Annotated in this window: 17 protein-coding genes; 8 read left to right on the top strand and 9 right to left on the bottom strand. The window is 70.4% G+C overall.

Going from position 1 to position 15534, the window contains the following annotated elements; all coding sequences use genetic code 11:
- Positions 1-70: 70 nt before the first annotated feature.
- On the top strand, positions 71-1126 hold the full coding sequence (locus tag PV363_RS08400; RefSeq protein ID WP_301022109.1) for a zinc-dependent alcohol dehydrogenase family protein: 1056 nt from the start codon (positions 71-73) through the stop codon (positions 1124-1126).
- A 152-nt stretch (positions 1127-1278) separates the two neighbouring features.
- On the opposite strand, the gene glnA is transcribed toward PV363_RS08400, so the two are convergent.
- Positions 1279-2697, bottom strand: a complete 1419-nt coding sequence (gene glnA, locus PV363_RS08395; protein ID WP_220344314.1) for a type I glutamate--ammonia ligase — start codon at positions 2695-2697, stop codon at positions 1279-1281.
- Positions 2698-2916: 219 nt separating this feature from the next.
- Here glnA and PV363_RS08390 point away from each other — a divergent pair, with 219 nt between their 5' ends.
- Positions 2917-3330, top strand: a complete 414-nt coding sequence (locus PV363_RS08390; RefSeq protein ID WP_220344315.1) for an RDD family protein — start codon at positions 2917-2919, stop codon at positions 3328-3330.
- A gap of 1 nt (position 3331) precedes the next feature.
- Here the strand turns inward: PV363_RS08390 and PV363_RS08385 are convergent, their stop codons facing one another.
- The 3 genes from PV363_RS08385 to lipB are packed head-to-tail and all read right to left on the bottom strand — an operon-like array spanning position 3332 to position 5787.
- The gene (locus tag PV363_RS08385) at positions 3332-4048 is read right to left on the bottom strand and encodes a DUF4191 domain-containing protein (protein ID WP_301022108.1); all 717 of its coding nucleotides are present in this window, start codon (positions 4046-4048) and stop codon (positions 3332-3334) included.
- 38 nt (positions 4049-4086) lie between these two features.
- On the bottom strand, positions 4087-5022 hold the full coding sequence (lipA, locus tag PV363_RS08380; protein ID WP_301022107.1) for a lipoyl synthase: 936 nt from the start codon (positions 5020-5022) through the stop codon (positions 4087-4089).
- A gap of 45 nt (positions 5023-5067) precedes the next feature.
- Positions 5068-5787 carry a lipoyl(octanoyl) transferase LipB gene (gene lipB, locus PV363_RS08375; RefSeq protein ID WP_301022106.1) on the bottom strand — a complete coding sequence of 240 codons (720 nt, stop codon included), beginning with the start codon at positions 5785-5787 and terminating at the stop codon, positions 5068-5070.
- 100 nt (positions 5788-5887) lie between these two features.
- On the opposite strand from lipB, the gene PV363_RS08370 reads away from it, so the two are divergent.
- Positions 5888-6328, top strand: a complete 441-nt coding sequence (locus PV363_RS08370) for a hypothetical protein (protein WP_301022105.1) — start codon at positions 5888-5890, stop codon at positions 6326-6328.
- 38 nt (positions 6329-6366) lie between these two features.
- Here the strand turns inward: PV363_RS08370 and PV363_RS08365 are convergent, their stop codons facing one another.
- The 3 genes from PV363_RS08365 to lpdA are packed head-to-tail and all read right to left on the bottom strand — an operon-like array spanning position 6367 to position 10175.
- Positions 6367-7263 (bottom strand): TIGR01777 family oxidoreductase, encoded by an 897-nt coding sequence (locus PV363_RS08365; protein ID WP_301022104.1) that lies wholly within the window; start codon positions 7261-7263, stop codon positions 6367-6369.
- A 56-nt stretch (positions 7264-7319) separates the two neighbouring features.
- Positions 7320-8768 (bottom strand): 2-oxoglutarate dehydrogenase, E2 component, dihydrolipoamide succinyltransferase, encoded by a 1449-nt coding sequence (gene sucB, locus PV363_RS08360; RefSeq protein WP_301022103.1) that lies wholly within the window; start codon positions 8766-8768, stop codon positions 7320-7322.
- A gap of 21 nt (positions 8769-8789) precedes the next feature.
- The gene (gene lpdA, locus PV363_RS08355) at positions 8790-10175 is read right to left on the bottom strand and encodes a dihydrolipoyl dehydrogenase (RefSeq protein ID WP_301022102.1); all 1386 of its coding nucleotides are present in this window, start codon (positions 10173-10175) and stop codon (positions 8790-8792) included.
- Positions 10176-10347: 172 nt separating this feature from the next.
- On the opposite strand from lpdA, the gene PV363_RS08350 reads away from it, so the two are divergent.
- Complete coding sequence (locus tag PV363_RS08350; protein WP_220344323.1) at positions 10348-10713, top strand: hypothetical protein; 366 nt, start codon at positions 10348-10350, stop codon at positions 10711-10713.
- 18 nt (positions 10714-10731) lie between these two features.
- On the opposite strand, the gene PV363_RS08345 is transcribed toward PV363_RS08350, so the two are convergent.
- The gene (locus PV363_RS08345) at positions 10732-12252 is read right to left on the bottom strand and encodes a leucyl aminopeptidase (protein ID WP_220347018.1); all 1521 of its coding nucleotides are present in this window, start codon (positions 12250-12252) and stop codon (positions 10732-10734) included.
- A 40-nt stretch (positions 12253-12292) separates the two neighbouring features.
- Here PV363_RS08345 and gcvT point away from each other — a divergent pair, with 40 nt between their 5' ends.
- Both gcvT and PV363_RS08335 read left to right on the top strand, forming a co-directional pair.
- Positions 12293-13384 carry a glycine cleavage system aminomethyltransferase GcvT gene (gcvT, locus tag PV363_RS08340; RefSeq protein ID WP_301022101.1) on the top strand — a complete coding sequence of 364 codons (1092 nt, stop codon included), beginning with the start codon at positions 12293-12295 and terminating at the stop codon, positions 13382-13384.
- 25 nt (positions 13385-13409) lie between these two features.
- The gene (locus tag PV363_RS08335; RefSeq protein ID WP_220344326.1) at positions 13410-13610 is read left to right on the top strand and encodes a hypothetical protein; all 201 of its coding nucleotides are present in this window, start codon (positions 13410-13412) and stop codon (positions 13608-13610) included.
- Positions 13611-13622: 12 nt separating this feature from the next.
- On the opposite strand, the gene PV363_RS08330 is transcribed toward PV363_RS08335, so the two are convergent.
- Entirely contained in the window at positions 13623-14198 is a 576-nt protein-coding gene (locus PV363_RS08330) for a DUF3043 domain-containing protein (protein WP_220344327.1), read from the bottom strand.
- A gap of 166 nt (positions 14199-14364) precedes the next feature.
- Between PV363_RS08330 and PV363_RS08325 the strand changes: the two genes are divergently transcribed.
- Positions 14365-15144 carry a PspA/IM30 family protein gene (locus tag PV363_RS08325; protein WP_220344328.1) on the top strand — a complete coding sequence of 260 codons (780 nt, stop codon included), beginning with the start codon at positions 14365-14367 and terminating at the stop codon, positions 15142-15144.
- Positions 15141-15419 carry a hypothetical protein gene (locus PV363_RS08320; protein WP_220344329.1) on the top strand — a complete coding sequence of 93 codons (279 nt, stop codon included), beginning with the start codon at positions 15141-15143 and terminating at the stop codon, positions 15417-15419. Before PV363_RS08325 ends, PV363_RS08320 begins: the two co-directional genes overlap by 4 nt.
- Positions 15420-15534: the final 115 nt, after the last annotated feature.

The raw sequence follows: 15534 nt of genomic DNA, 5'->3' as shown, positions 1-15534 counted from the left end.
CTCGCACTCCGCACGATGAACCCCCGCACTCGCGGCCGCACCAGGCGGCCGACACATCTCAGGAGGAGAAATGAAGGCACTGGTCTACCACGGCCCCGGCAGCAAGGCTTGGGAGGACGTTCCCGATCCGCGGATCCAGCAACCGACCGACGTCATCGTGCGGATCGATACGACCACGATCTGCGGCACGGACCTGCACATCCTCAAGGGCGACGTGCCGGCGGTCACGGAAGGCCGGATCCTCGGTCACGAGGGGATCGGCACCGTCACCGAGGTGGGCTCCGCGGTCTCCACGGTGGCCGTCGGCGACCGGGTGCTGCTCTCGTGCATCAGCGCCTGCGGCGCCTGCTCGTACTGTCACCAGGGCCTCTACGCGCACTGTCTGGCCGACGAGGGCGCCAGCGGCATCGGCTGGATCTTCGGTCACCTCATCGACGGCACCCAGGCGGAGCTGGTCCGTGTGCCGTTCGCGGACAACTCCGTCTACAAGCTGCCCGAGGGCGTCAGCGACGAGGCCGCAGTCATGTTGTCCGACATCCTCCCGACCTCGTTCGAGATCGGCGTCAGGTACGGCCACGTGAAGCCTGGCGACGTGGTCGCCGTGGTCGGCTCCGGGCCGATCGGCCTGGCCGCGATGATGACCGCCACCCTGTACGGCGCGGCCCGGATCATCGCGCTGGATCTCGACGCCAACCGGCTGCAGCAGGCGCTGAGCTTCGGGGCGACCGACGTCGTCAACAGCGGCGACCCCGACTGGCGAGAGCAGGTGCTCGCGATGACGGACGGGCTTGGCGTGGACGTGGCGATCGAGGCCGTGGGCATCCCGGCGACGTTCGACGCCTGCACCACGATCATCCGGCCCGGTGGAACCATCGCCAACGTGGGCGTGCACGGAGCGCCGGTGGAGCTGCAGCTGCAGGACCTGTGGATCATGGACATCGCGATCACGATGGGCCTGGTCAGCACCTCGACCACGCCGATGCTGCTGAAGCTGGTCGCCCAGCACAAGCTGGCGGCCGAGAAGTTCGCGACCCATCACTTCAAGCTCGACGAGATGATGGACGCCTACGACACCTTCGGCCGCGCCGCGGAGACCAAGGCGCTGAAGGTCGTGATCTCCCGCTGAGTCACGCGGGAGCTGCAGGCCCCGGCGTCCGGGGCTCACGGCAGGGCAGCAGATCCACGAAGAACGGCCCCTGACGCTGGAAGACGTGGGAGGGCGTCTTCACAGGTCAGGGGCCGTCAGGCACCTGTCAGGCGGCCGTCAGGCCACGCGGATCAGATGTCGTAGTAGAGCTCGAACTCGTGCGGGTGCGGACGCTGCTGGATCGGCAGGATCTCGTTCTCGCGCTTGTACTCGATCCACGTCTCGATCAGGTCCGGCGTGAAGACGTCGCCCTGGGTGAGGAACTCGTGGTCGGCCTCGAGCGAGTCGAGCACGGCGTCGAGCGAGGTCGGCACCGACTCGATCTGGTTGTACTCGTCCGGCGGCAGCTCGTAGATGTTCTTGTCGATCGGCTCCGGCGGCTCGATCTTGTTCTTGATGCCGTCGATGCCGGCGAGCAGCAGGGCGGAGAACGCGAGGTACGGGTTCGCCGACGGGTCGGGGCAGCGGAACTCGATGCGCTTGGCCTTCGGGTTCGAGCCCGTGATCGGGATGCGCACGCACGCCGAGCGGTTGCGCGAGCTGTAGACGAGGGCGATCGGCGCCTCGAAGCCCGGCACCAGACGGTGGTACGAGTTCACCGTCGGGTTGGTGAACGCGAGCAGCGACGGCGCGTGCTTCAGGATGCCGCCGATGTAGTAGCGCGCCATCTCCGAGAGGCCGCCGTAGCCCGCCTCGTCGTAGAAGAGCGGCTCGCCGTCCTTCCAGATCGACTGGTGGCAGTGCATGCCCGAGCCGTTGTCGCCGAAGATGGGCTTCGGCATGAAGGTCGCCGTCTTGCCGGCGGCCCAGGCGGTGTTGCGGATGATGTACTTGAACTTCATGACATCGTCGGCCGCCTTGAGCAGCGTGTCGAAGCGGTAGTTGATCTCCGCCTGACCGGCCGTGCCGACCTCGTGGTGCGCGCGCTCGACCTGCAGGCCGGCGTCCTCGAGGTGGAGGACCATGTCGTTGCGCAGGTCTGCGAAGTGGTCGGTGGGGGAGACGGGGAAGTAGCCGCCCTTGTAGCGCACCTTGTAGCCGCGAGCCTCCTCCTCGGCGCCGGTGTTCCAGGCGCCGGCGATGGAGTCGATCTCGTAGAAGCCGCGGTTGGCCGACGTCTCGAAGCGCGCCTTGTCGAAGACGTAGAACTCGGCCTCGGGGGCGAAGAACGCCGTGTCGCCGATGCCGGTGCTCGCGAGGTAGGCCTCAGCCTTGCGGGCGATGTTGCGCGGGTCGCGCGAGTACGCCTCGCCGGTCAGCGGGTCGTGGACGAAGAACTCGAGCGCGAGGGTCTTCTCGGGGCGGAACGGGTCGATGTAGGCGGTCGCCGGGTCCGGGAAGAGCGCCATGTCGGACTCGTGGATCGCCTGGAAGCCGCGCACCGAGGAGCCGTCGAACATCAGCCCGTCCTCGAACACCGACTCGTCGAACGACGACACGGGCACCGTGAAGTGCTGCTGGATGCCGGGAAGGTCGGTGAAACGGACATCGACGAACTTGACGCCCTCGTCCCTGATGTAGGCCAAGAGCTCGTCGCGGTTTGAGAACATGAAGCCTCCTCGGCCGGGGCACGATCAGGCCGGCCGTCGTGTGCGGGGGGCGAACTGGGGCACGTCGCTGTGTTCCACGAACGTAAGCAGAGCCAGTTACCCATCCATGACCCGAATGTTTCCGCCATGTTACGAAGTGCGGATCACGGCCGCGAACGCGCCCCCAGACGTACGACGTGACGACCAGGTCGCTCGGGACCTCCACGTAGGGTTGTCGACGTGTCCACGAGCATCCCCACCATGTCGATGCCGGAGGTCGCCGGGTTCGGCCGCCGCGTCGTCGCCCTGCTGATCGACTGGTTCGTCGCGCTGTTCACGGCGGCGCTGGTGACCAACTCACCCGCGTTCGGCGCCGGCTCCCTGAGCGGCTGGTGGACGCTGCTGGCGTTCTGGCTGCAGGTCTCGCTGCTCGATGCGACGCTCGGCTTCTCGATCGGCAAGCGGATCGTCGGCATCTGCGTCGTCGGGCCGGACGGACGTCCGATCGGTCTGCGGGCATTCGTCCGTACCGGCATGATCTGCCTGCTGGTGCCGCCGCTGCTCCAGAACAAGGAGGGCCGCGGCCTCCACGACGTGGTCGCCCGCTCCGTGATCACCTACATCCGGCCGCGGAGCACGCCGCCTGCCGGCTAGGTCAGCGGCCCTGCATCATCCGACGGGCGCCCTTGCCGCTGGTCGGGATCGGGCCGCGGGGAAGGGGCGCCTGCGGCCGCATCGCGTCGAGCGCCTTGAGCTTGTTGAGCACCGGGGTGATCTGGGCCGGCTTCAGGGCGCGCTTGGACTTGCGGATCGAGGTGACCAGCTTGGGGAGCGGAACCTCGCCCTTGTCGGTGTCGCGGCCGACGACGACGGTCGTCACCGGGACCTCCTCACCGACGATGCGGACCGTCTTCTTGCGCTCGACGGCAAGCAGGTTGCGGACGCGGTTGGGGTTGCCCTCGCCGACGAGCACGATCCCCGGCGGACCGACGACGCGGTGCACGACGTCCTGGCTCTTGGTGAAGGCCACGGCCTGGTCGACCTTCCAGCCGCGCTTGAGCATCCCGAGCGCACCGGCGGCGGCGCCGACCTGGCCCTCCACCTGCGCGTACGCCGCCTTCTCAGCGCGACGCCCGAAGACGATGAGCGCGGCGAGCACACCGGTCAGCACCGAGAGCAGAGAGACCAGGATGATGCCGAGGAGGCTGCCCCTGCCACCGAGGAACCAGCCGAGCGCGAACACGGCACCACCGACGACCAGGAACCAGGCGAGGAGCCTGAGACCGATCGTCTTGTCGGAGCGCTTGGTGATCGTGTAGGCGGACCGGATCTGCGCGAGGCGACCCTGCGGCGGCGAGTCAGGTGTGGACATGCCTCCCAGGGTACGCGGTCGCCGACCGCCCTGGGGCCTCAGGCCGTCGCGGTCGTGCGCGCCTCGATCGCCTGCTTGTAGAGCCGTCCGGCGCGGTACGAGGAGCGGACCAGGGGACCGGACAGGACGCCCGCGAAACCGATCTCCTCGGCCTCGGAGCCGAGCTCCACGAACTCCTCCGGCTTGACCCACCGCTCCACCGGGTGGTGGCGGACCGAAGGACGGAGGTACTGCGTGATGGTGAGCAGCTCGCAGCCTGCGTCGTGCAGGTCGCGCATCGCCTGCGAGATCTCCTCGCGGGTCTCGCCCATCCCGAGGATCAGGTTGGACTTCGTGACCAGCCCGTACGCGCGGGCCTGCGTGATCACGTCCAGCGACCGCTCGTAGCGGAACGCCGGCCGGATGCGCTTGAAGATCCGCGGCACCGTCTCCACGTTGTGGGCGAGCACCTCCGGACGCGAGGAGAAGACCTCCTCGAGCAGCTCCGGCTTGCCGTTGAAGTCCGGGATCAGGTTCTCGACGCCGGTGTCCGGGTTGAGCTCGTGGATCTTGCGGACGGTCTCGGCGTACAGCCAGGCGCCGCCGTCGGGCAGGTCGTCGCGGGCGACCCCTGTGATCGTGGCGTAACGGAGGCCCATCGTCCGGACGCTCTCGGCGACCCGGCGGGGCTCGTCACGGTCGAGAGCCTCGGGCTTGCCGGTGTCGATCTGGCAGAAGTCGCAGCGCCGGGTGCACTGCTCACCCCCGATGAGGAAGGTGGCCTCGCGGTCTTCCCAGCACTCGTAGATGTTGGGGCAGCCCGCCTCCTGGCAGACGGTGTGAAGGCCTTCGGACTTCACGAGCTTTTTGAGCTCGGTGTATTCCGGACCCGTCTTGGCCCGGGTCTTGATCCACTCGGGCTTCTTCTCGATCGGTGTCTCGGCGTTGCGGGCCTCGAGACGGAGCAGCTTGCGTCCTTCGGGTGCGATCGTCACGTCCTTCACCCTACGTGCCTGCGGGTGATCACACGGGGAGGGCCGTCAGAGGTGCGGAGAGAGGCCGTACGAGACGGTGGCAGCCGGAGCCGCGTGCGCGAGATCAGGGCTGGCCGCGTACGGCTCCCAGGCGAGCAGATCACGCAGGTGGGGCTCGAGGGCGTCCGCGACCTCGGTGGTGCTGACCGTACGGTCGAGCTCGAGGCTGAGCGAGGTGACGCCCGCGTCGGCGATGCCGCACGGGACGATCTTGGCGAACCAGTCCATGTCGACGCACGCGTTGAGAGCGAGACCGTGCATCGTGACGCCACCCGCGACGCGGATGCCGATCTGGCCGAGCTTGCGCTCGGGGCCGCGGTCGTCGGCCGCGACCCAGACGCCGGAGCGCCCCTCGACCCGTCCGCAGGTCACACCCAGATCGGCGACGGTCCGGATCATCGCCTCCTCGACCCGCCGGACGTAGTCGACGACGAGGACGTGCGGGGGGAGCTTGACGATCGGGTATCCGACCAGCTGCCCGGGGCCGTGGAAGGTGATGTTGCCGCCACGGTCGATGTCGACGACCTTGCTGCCGTCGCGAGGCCGCTCCCAGCCCTCGGTGCGCTTGCCGGCGGTGAAGACGGGGGAGTGCTCAAGGAACAGGACGACGTCACTGCGCCGGTCGGCGACGCGCGCTGCGTGCAGCTCACGCTGCAGCGCCCACATCTCCTCGTAGTCGGTCTCGTCGGACCCGAGCCCGATCCTGCGGACCTCCAGCGCGCTCACGACCTCACCCTAACGCGGGTCGTGCACTGCCCCGAGCGGTCACCGCACGCCCTGTGGACGACCGCCGCGGGGACGGGGCCGAGTGCGGAATGCTGGCGCGATGGATCCGGTCAGCATGATGTGCGCGGCGATGGCGATCGCGGGGCCCGTCGCGCAGAGTGCCACGTGGATGGATCGCCTGGCGGTGCTCGACGACGGCCGGTCGGCCGCGTTCGTCCGCGCTGACCCGAGCCTGCTCGACGACGTGTACGCGCCCGGCAGCGCGCAGCGGGCCGACGACGAGCGTCTCGTACGGGACTACGCCGCGCGAGGGCTCGAGATCGACGACGTCCGGTTCGAGCTGCTGGGCTTCGGGGTGGAGAGCGCGACCGGGACGCGAGCCGTGCTCCGGGTGGTGGACCGGCTCGAGCCGGTCCGAGTGCGTCGCCCGGGCGGCTCCTGGCGTCCCTTGCCGAGGGACGGCGCGACCGACCGCCGCATCGTGCTCGTACGGACGTCGGTGGGCTGGCGCATCGCGACGGTCCACCGGCTGGCCGGCTGACGTCGGTGTCGTCCGTGTCGCGGAGCCCGGCGCTAGCCCTACGTCGAGCCGAGCGCCGCCGCGACGACCTCACCGATGTCGTGGTCGGCGAACGCGTAGCCGTCCTCCTCGAGTCGGCGCGGGGCCGCGCGCAGCGAGCCGAGAGCGAGCGCCGACAGTCCGCCGAGCGCGATACGCATCGCCGGTGACGGCACGGGCAGCAACGACGGCCGGTGGAGCGCACCGGCGAGCGCCTTCGTGAACTCCGCGTTGGTCGACGGCTCGGGGGCGACGAGGTTGTAGGGCCCGGAGGCGTCCTCGTCCTCGGCGAGGAACGACACCGCGCCCACCCAGTCGCGCAGGCTGATCACCGGAAAGTACTGCTCGCCCGACCCCAGTCGGCCGCCCACGCCGAGGCGGAACGGCAGCGAGATGACCTTGAGCAACCCGCCGGACCCGTCGAGGACGGGCGCCGTACGAAGGAAGCACACCCGTGCGCCGGCATCGACCGCCGGAGCGGCTGCGGCCTCCCACGCCTCGACCACGTCGGCGAGGAAGCCCGGTCCTCGCGGCGTGCCCTCGACGAGGAGCGTGTCAGCACGGTCCTCCCCGTACGCGTTGATGCCGCTGCCGGAGAGCAGGACGGGAGGGCGAGGCGCTCGAGCGACCGCCGTGGCGATCGTGGTCGTCGTGCTCACTCGCGAGTCGACCAGCTCACGCCGGTACGAGGAGGTCCACGGCCAGTGCGCGATGGGAGCGCCGGAGAGGCTGACGACCACGTCGGCGCCATCGATCACAGACTGGTCGAGATCACCGGAGTCGGGGTCCCAGCTCGCCTCGAACGGGCCACGTGCCGGTCTCCGCACCAGCCGGACCACCTCGTGCCCCTCTTCGCGCAGGTGCGCGCCGAGCGCCGTACCGAGGAAGCCGGACGCGCCGGCAAGACAGAAGCGCATGCCCCCATCCTGTCCGGGGCACGCGCTTCTGTCCTGCTGTGTCGTCGCGCCGATGGTCAGCCGAGCTCGGCCTCGAAGGCGCCCTCCTCCAGGCGCTTCTTGACCGTGGTCAGGAAGCGTCCGGCGTCGGCACCGTCGACGAGACGGTGGTCGTACGTCATCGGCAGGTAGGCCATCGACCGGATCGCGATCGTGTCGTTGCCGTCGGCGTCGGCGACCACGACGGGGCGCTTCACCACGGCGCCGGTCGCCAGCATCGCCGCCTGAGGCTGAACCAGGATCGGCGTGTCGAACAGTCCGCCGAAGCTGCCGATGTTGGTGATCGTGAACGTCCCGCCGGAGAGCTCGTTCGGCTTGATGTCACCGCTGCGAGCGCGGGTGGCGAGGTCGTTGATCCGCTGGGCGAGGCCGGCGAGGCTCAGGTCGCCGGCGTCGTGGACGACGATCGAGAGCAGGCCACGCTCGGTGTCGACGGCGATGCCGAGGTTGATCGACGCGTGGTAGGTGATCTCCTTCGACTCCTCGTCGTACGACGCGTTGACGTTCGGGTGGGCCTTCAAGGCCTCGACCGTCGCCTTGGCGATGAACGGCAGGTAGGTCAGCTTGACGCCCTCGCGGTCGAGGAAGGCCGCCTTGTGCTTCGCGCGCAGGGCGGCGATGCGAGTGAGGTCGACCTCGTGGACCTGGGTCAGCTGGGCCGCGACCTGGAGCGACTCCTTGGTCTTGATGGCGGTCAGCTGACGGATCCGGTTGGCCTTCTTGACCGTGCCGGCCAAGCCCGACGTGTCGGGTCCGGTCGAGCCCGCGGCGGGTGCGGCAGGCGTCGCGGCGGCGGCCGCGGCCTGACGTGCCTTCTCGGCGGCGTCGAGGACGTCCTGCTTGCGGATACGGCCGCCGACGCCGGTGCCGGACACGTCGTCGAGAGAGACGCCCTCGCGCTCGGCCAGCTTGCGGACGATCGGCGTCACGTACTGGCGCCCGTCCGGCTTGACCGCGCTCGGTGCCGTCCCGGCCGTCTGCGTCTCGGGCGTCTGCGTCTCGGCAGAGGGCTCCTGGCTCCGTGCCGAGGACGGCTCGGAGGGCTGGTCCGACTCGGTCTGCGCCTTCGGAGCCTCGGTCGGCTCCTCCTGAGGCGTCTGCTCCGTCGCCGGCTGCTCGGTCTTCTGCTGCGGCTCCTCGGCAGGCTGCTCCTGCTGCGCAGGCTCCTCCTGCTGCGGCTCCGCGGGTGCGGCCGGCTCCTCGGCGGGCGCCGACGATCCACCGGCGTCACCGGACCCGATGAGGGCGAGCTGACCGCCGACCTCGACGGTCTCGTCCTCGCCGGCGGAGATCTCCAGGAGCGTCCCGGCGACGGGGGAGGGGATCTCGGTGTCGACCTTGTCGGTGGAGACCTCGAGGAGCGGCTCGTCGACGGCGACCTCGTCGCCGACCTGCTTCAGCCACCGGGTGACGGTGCCTTCGGTGACGCTCTCTCCGAGCTCTGGAAGCGTGACGGGCGTTGCCATGGGTAGAACCCCTGTCTGATCTCAGGCGTGTGCGTGGAGTGGTGATCCGGCGAGAGCCAGCGCGGCCTCGCCGAGAGCTTCGTTCTGGGTGGGGTGGGCGTGGACGAAAGCGGCGACGTCCTCGGGAAATGCGTCCCAGTTCACCCACAAGGATGCCTCGCCGACCTGCTCGCCCATCCGAGCGCCGATCATGTGGACGCCGAGGACCGGGCCGTCCACCTCGCGGACGACCTTGACGAGGCCGGACGAGCGGAGGATCTGGGTCTTGCCGTTGCCGGCGAGGTTGTACTCGTACGTCGTGACCCGGTCGTCTCCGTGGGCGGCACGGGCCTGTGCCTCGGTCAGACCGACCGAGGCGATCTCGGGGTCGCAGTAGGTCACTCGGGGGATCCCGCTGTCGACGACCGGCCGGGGTCCGCGACCCGCGACGTCTTCGGCGACGAAGATCCCGTGGGCGAACCCGCGGTGGGCGAGCTGCAGCCCTCGGACGACGTCACCGACGGCATAGACCCCGTCGACCGACGTCCGGAGCCGCTCGTCGGTGACCACGAAGCCGCGGTCGACGGTGATCCCGTGCTCGGCGAGGCCGAGCCCGTCCGTACGAGGGCCGCGCCCGACGGCCACGAGGACGAGGTCGGCCTCGAGGGTCTCCCCGCCGTCGAGCGTCACGTACGCGGTGGTGTCGTCCTGCTTGACGCCGGTGATCGGCGTCCCGGTCCGGAACGCGATCCCTCGCTTGCGGAACGCGCGCTCGAGGTGGACCGAGAGGGTCTCGTCCTCCAGCGGCACGAGGTGGGGCAGCGCCTCGACGACGGTGACCTCGGAACCGAACGAGCGCCAGACCGATGCCAGCTCGACGCCGATCGCGCTCCCTCCCACGACGACGACGCGACGCGGGAGCTCCTCGAGGGCGAGCGCGCCGTCGGAGGTCACGACGCGGCCGGTGATCTCGACCCCCGGCAGCGTCCGAGCGTACGACCCGGTGGCGAGGACCAGGGTGCGTCCGGTGACCACGGTGTCGCCGACGGCGACCGACCGCGGTCCGACCAGGCGTCCCGTGCCTTCGACGACGTCGATGCCGGCGCCGCGGACGAGCCCTTGGAGACCTCGGTAGAGACGCTCGACGACACCGGCCCGGTAGGCCCCGACCGCGGCGAGGTCCACCCCGTCGTAGGTCGCGCGGACGCCGAACGCGGAGGCGTCCCTGGCGGCGTCGGCGACCTCGGCCGCGTGCAGCATGGCCTTGGTCGGGATGCACCCCAGGTGGAGGCAGGTACCGCCGAGCTTGGCCTCCTCGACGAGGGCGACGCTCAGGCCGAGCTGCCGGGCCCGGAGTGCGGTGGCGTACCCGCCGCTTCCGCCGCCGAGCACCACGACATCGTGGTCAGGGGGGGCGGAACGGGTCACGAATTGCCTCCAGACGGTGTGGGCGACGAGATCTTCGCCGCCTGCTGCCGCCCCTCATCCTGTCACTGCGGGCACCACGGTGCACACGTGGGGGCGCTACCCGTGAGTACGGCAGACTGGACCCAGACAGCAGCAGGGACCGCCCCGCTCACGACCCTCAGGAGCACACCCGATGGGGCTCTTCCGACGCAAGAAGCGCAACCGCACCGGTGGTGGCGCCGTGGTCTCCGACCGCGCCTCGGACACCGCCGACCGGGCCCACCTGGAGAAGTTCATCGAGTCACGGGCGGGTGTCGAGGGTTTCGTCGAGCCACCGACCGCGGTCTCGCAGGTCACCCTGCTGCTGGTCGCCAAGGACGGCGAGTGGACGCGTCGGCGGGTTCCCTCGGCGTCGTGGGCCCACGACTTCGGCAACAAGCATCGCGTGCCGACGTACGACGCCGCGGTGGTCGGCTACCCGCAGCGCATGCGTGAATACAACCGGCGCGTCGCGGCCGAGCGCAAGCGCCGCGACCGGGAGGAGTCGGCGGGGGACTGACCTCCCGGTCGCCCGCCGTCAGTCGACGCTGCGGGCCAGGCGCTCCGCGAGCCCGACGAGCGTCCGCACGCTCATCCCGGTGCCGCCCTTGGGCACCTCGTCGTACGCGCCGCCGTCGTTGTAGGCCGGGCCGGCGATGTCCAGGTGCGCCCACCTCGTCTCGCCGACGAACTCCTGGAGGAACGCCGCGGCGAAGAGGGCGCCGCCCGCTGGCTTCGGGTTGTGCTGGCGCAGGTCTGCCACGTCGGAGCTCGTGACCCGCGTGGTGACCTCATCGGTGATCGGCAGCGCCCAGAAGGCCTCGCCCACGGAGTCGGCGACGTCGAGGACCTGGTCGCGCAACGCGTCGTCGTTGCTCATCACCGCGGCGGTCTGCTGCCCGAGCGCGACCATGGCGGCACCGGTGAGAGTCGCCACGTCGACGAGCACGTCCGGCTTGGCCTCCGTCGCAACGACCAGTCCGTCGGCGAGCACGAGCCTGCCTTCGGCGTCGGTGTTGAGCACCTCGACGGTGGTGCCGCCACGGATCGCGATCACGTCTCCGGGACGCATCGCCGTACCGCTCGGCATGTTCTCGGCCATGGAGGCGATGCAGGTGACCTGGACCGGCAGACCCAGGGAGGCGATCGCGAACGTCGCCGCCAGCACCGACGCGGCGCCGGCCATGTCGCACTTCATCGTCATCATGCTGGCGCCCGGCTTGAGGCTGAGGCCTCCGGAGTCGAACGTGATCCCCTTGCCGACCAGCGCCAGGTGCGCGACCGGCTTCTTGGGCCTGTAGGTGACCTGCACCAGCCGCGGGGGGTTGCTCGAGCCCTGACCGACGCCGAGGATGCCGCCGCAGCTCTCCTTGGCGAGGCGGACCTCGTCCCACACGGCGACCTTCACTCCAGCCGTGCCGTCGGCCTTGGCAGCTTCGGTGACCGCGTCGGCGAACGCCGCCGGGGTCAGGTCGCCCGGGCCCGTGTTGACCCAGTCGCGCGTCCGGTTGACGGCGGTGGCGACCGCCTTCGCCGCCTCGAGGGACGCGAGCGCCTCAGCGTCGCGGGACAGTCGCGTCAGGACCAGGACAGCGCTGGGCCGGTCGGCGGCGGCATCCTTCGCGTCGCTCCCGGTGCGGTAGCGGTCGAAGCGGTAGCCGCCCAGCAGGACGCCCTCGGCGACCGCGCGAACCGCGTCCGGGTCGGCCGTCGGGAGCGCCACGGCGACGGTGGAGGCGTTGTGGACGGCCTTGATCGCGCGGGCGGCAGCCTTGCGCAGGTCGGAGCTGGTCGGCTCCTCGCCGAGACCGACGGCGATGACGATGCCGGCCTTGATCGCGCCGGAGGTCGGGACAACGGCGACGTCGCCCTTCTTGCCCTTGAATCCGAGCGCAGTCAGGGTCGGTCCGAACGACCTGCCGAAGGCCTTGCCGACCTCGTCGGCGGGAGCCGCCGGCTTGAGATCAGGCCCGACACCGACGACGACGACGTCTGCTCGCGTGGTCGTCGGGGCGGCGGAGCTGAGGGACAGGGTGGGCTCTGGGTTCTTCGGGGCCATGGCGGCCAGCCTACCGACGGGTGGGGATAGGTTCTGATGCATGACGCTTGCGCACTCCCCGTTGCACGACCGCCACCTGCAGCTCGGCGCCAAGATGGCCGAGTTCGGAGGATGGGAGATGCCGTTGGAGTACGCCGGGGGCGGCGTGCTCGCCGAGCACAAGGCGGTCCGCGAGGCGGTGGGGGTCTTCGACGTCAGCCACCTCGGCAAGGCGACGGTCGAGGGCCCGGGGGCGGCGGCGTACCTGGACCGCTGCCTCACCAACGCGTTCGACCGGATCGGTCCCGGTCAGGCGCAGTACACGCTGTGCTGCGACGACGACGGAGGCGTCATCGATGACCTCATCGCCTATCTCCGCGCCGACGACGACGTCCTTCTCGTCCCCAACGCGGCCAACACCGCCGAGGTGGTCCGCCGGCTCGTCGAACGCGCTCCCGACGGCGTGACGATCACCGACCGCCACCACGACCTGGCCGTGCTCGCGGTCCAGGGTCCGCGCAGCGACGAGACCCTCCAGGCGATGGGCCTGCCGGTCGCGCACGACTACATGTCGTACGCGCAGGCCGAGCTCGGCGGCGAGGCGATCACCGTGTGCCGGACCGGCTACACCGGCGAGCGCGGGTACGAGATCGTCCTCCCTGCCACCGCCGCGGTCGCCGCGTGGGACGCGATCATGGCGGCCGGCGAGCCGTACGCGATCCGGGCCTGCGGTCTCGGCGCCCGCGACACGCTTCGGACGGAGATGGGCTACCCGCTCCACGGTCAGGACCTCTCGCGTGAGATCACCCCGGTCATGGCCCGCCTCGGGTGGGCCGTCGGGTGGGACAAGCCGGAGTTCTGGGGCCGCGATGCGCTGCTGGCGCAGAAGGCCGCCAAGGACTCCCCCCTGCTCCGAGGACTGGTCGCCTCCGGTCGCGGGATCCCGCGACCGGGCATGGCCGTCGCCGCCGACGGGTCGGAGGTCGGCAGGGTCACCTCCGGCACGTTCTCACCCACGCTGCGCAAGGGCGTCGCGCTCGCGCTGCTCGACCGCGCGGTGGGACTCGGCGACGAGGTCACCGTCGACGTCCGCGGTCGTACGGAGGCGTTCGTCGTGACGGCGCCGCCGTTCGTGCCGTCGTCGACGCGCTGAGCCGCGGCCCTCTAGGCTTCCGCCCATGGCGTGGACGTGGCAGTTCGAGACGAAGGACGGGACTCCGGTGTCGCCCGAGGACGACGGCGGCACGTTCGCGAGCCGCGGAGACGCGGAGTCGTGGGTGGGGGAGTTCTACGGCGACCTGGCCGACCAGGGGGTCGACCAGGTCACGCTGCTGGAGGACGGTCGAGCGGTGTTCGGCCCGATGTCCCTGCACGCCTGAGGCGCGCGCCCCTCAGTAGGACTCGCCGTGCCCGACCTGCGGCTTGGGCAGCCGCAGCCGGCGGATCTGGGTGCTCCGCAGGATCGCGTAGCCCGTGAGACCGCGGGTGCTCGCCTCCGGGAACGCCGCGCGCACCTCGCGCTTGACCCGGCGGACCAGCACGAAGGAGTCGATGATCGTGCCGAAGATCGTGACCAGCCACAAGGCGTAGATCGCCGTGACGGCCCACGGGGCGCGGATGAGGCTCACCAGCAGGATGACCACCAGCACCGGCATCAGGTACTCGCCGACGTTGCGGCGCGAGTCGACGACGTTGCGGACCAGTCGGCGGACCGGACCCTTGTCGCGTCGGGGCAGGTAGCGGTCGTCCCCGCTGCTCATCGCCTCGCGCACCTTGATCCGCTCGGCCGCGCGGCGGGTCTTGTCGGCCCGGGCCAGGTCACGCCGCGAGCTCGGGGACTTGAGAGCCGCCTTGCGTGCCGCCTCCGCCTCCTTGCGTGTCGGGGTCGGCCGGCCCTTGCCGTACGGCTTGGGCTCGACGGTGGTCGGCTCGGCGGGAGCGTCGGTCTGGTTGCTGCGTCGGAACACGGGTGCCTCGGTCTTCGGGGTCGGTGCCGCGGGCCTGCTGGACGGCGGGGCCGGTGCGGCGTCGGCGATGATACGAGCCTACCTGGCGCGGAGCCGCTCCCGCGAAGCCGTCGCTGCCCGTAAGGTTGGGGGGAACAGCGGACTTGTGAAGGGGACAGACTCCACGATGGGCATCATGAAGCGGATGAGCACGATCTTCCGCAGCAAGGCCAACTCAGCGCTCGACCGGGCAGAAGACCCGCGCGAGACGCTGGACTACAGCTACCAGAAGCAGCTCGAGCTGCTTCAGAAGGTCCGTCGTGGAGTGGCCGACGTCGCGACCAGCCGCAAGCGGGTCGAGCTGCAGATGAACCAGCTCCAGCAGCAGTCGACCAAGCTCCAGGACCAGGCCAAGAAGGCGCTCGCCGCCAACCGTGAGGACCTGGCGCGCGAGGCGCTGACCCGCCGGTCCGGCCTGGACCAGCAGATCGCCGACCTCGGCACGCAGCACGCCTCGCTCCAGGCGGAGGAGGAGAAGCTCACGCTCGCGTCGAAGCGCCTCCAGGCCAAGGTCGAGTCCTTCCGGACCCGCAAGGAGACGATCAAGGCGACCTACACCGCCGCCGAGGCGCAGACACGGATCAACGAGGCCTTCTCCGGCATCTCCGAGGAGATGGGCGACGTGGGCATGGCCGTCCAGCGCGCCGAGGACAAGACCGCGCAGATGCAGGCCCGTGCGGGAGCGGTGGACGAGCTCCTCGCGTCGGGTGCGCTCGAGGACGTCACCGCGGGGCCCAACGACGACATCACCCGCGAGCTCGACGCGTTGGCGTCGACCTCCAGCGTCGACTCCGAGCTCGAGGCGATGAAGCGGCAGCTGGGGACCGGGGCGGACAAGCCGGCCCTCGGCAGCGGCGACGCCCCGCAGGCAGGGGCCGAGGAGAAGAAGCAGGAGGGGCAGGCGTGATCGTCCGGATCATGTCCGAGGGCCAGTTCGACGTCGCCGACGACGCCCTCGATCAGCTCAACTCCCTCGACGACGTCGTGGAGAGCGCGGTGGCGGCCCACGACGAGGAAGCGTTCGGCGACGCCCTCAACCGTCTGCTCGACCTGGTCCGCGAGATCGGCAAGGAGGTGCCGGCCGAGGAGCTCGTCCAGTCCGACCTCGTGCTGCCCCCCTCCGACGCCTCGCTCGGCGAGGTCGAGGAGCTGCTCGGCACCGACGGCTTCATCCCCGGCTGACCCCCACGCGTACGACGGTCGTTGCCGCCGAAAGAGGCGGGAACCACCCAGCCCCAGGCGGCGGTGTGATAGACACGGGGGCGGTTGCATTGCGAGCGAGGGAAAAAGTAGTAAA

It is taken from the genome of Mumia sp. (assembly GCF_028803055.1).
GTDB lineage: Bacteria > Actinomycetota > Actinomycetes > Propionibacteriales > Nocardioidaceae > Mumia.
This window is presented reverse-complemented; position numbering and strand designations above follow the sequence as displayed.

Coding starts and splice junctions, on each gene's coding strand:
- PV363_RS08400 (WP_301022109.1), top strand. CDS start 71: ATGAAGGCACTGGTCTACCACGGCCCCGGCAGCAAGGCTTGGGAGGAC.
- glnA (WP_220344314.1), bottom strand. CDS start 2,697: ATGTTCTCAAACCGCGACGAGCTCTTGGCCTACATCAGGGACGAGGGC.
- PV363_RS08385 (WP_301022108.1), bottom strand. CDS start 4,048: ATGTCCACACCTGACTCGCCGCCGCAGGGTCGCCTCGCGCAGATCCGG.
- PV363_RS08370 (WP_301022105.1), top strand. CDS start 5,888: ATGGATCCGGTCAGCATGATGTGCGCGGCGATGGCGATCGCGGGGCCC.
- PV363_RS08365 (WP_301022104.1), bottom strand. CDS start 7,263: ATGCGCTTCTGTCTTGCCGGCGCGTCCGGCTTCCTCGGTACGGCGCTC.
- sucB (WP_301022103.1), bottom strand. CDS start 8,768: ATGGCAACGCCCGTCACGCTTCCAGAGCTCGGAGAGAGCGTCACCGAA.
- PV363_RS08350 (WP_220344323.1), top strand. CDS start 10,348: ATGGGGCTCTTCCGACGCAAGAAGCGCAACCGCACCGGTGGTGGCGCC.
- PV363_RS08345 (WP_220347018.1), bottom strand. CDS start 12,252: ATGGCCCCGAAGAACCCAGAGCCCACCCTGTCCCTCAGCTCCGCCGCC.
- gcvT (WP_301022101.1), top strand. CDS start 12,293: ATGACGCTTGCGCACTCCCCGTTGCACGACCGCCACCTGCAGCTCGGC.
- PV363_RS08335 (WP_220344326.1), top strand. CDS start 13,410: ATGGCGTGGACGTGGCAGTTCGAGACGAAGGACGGGACTCCGGTGTCG.
- PV363_RS08325 (WP_220344328.1), top strand. CDS start 14,365: ATGGGCATCATGAAGCGGATGAGCACGATCTTCCGCAGCAAGGCCAAC.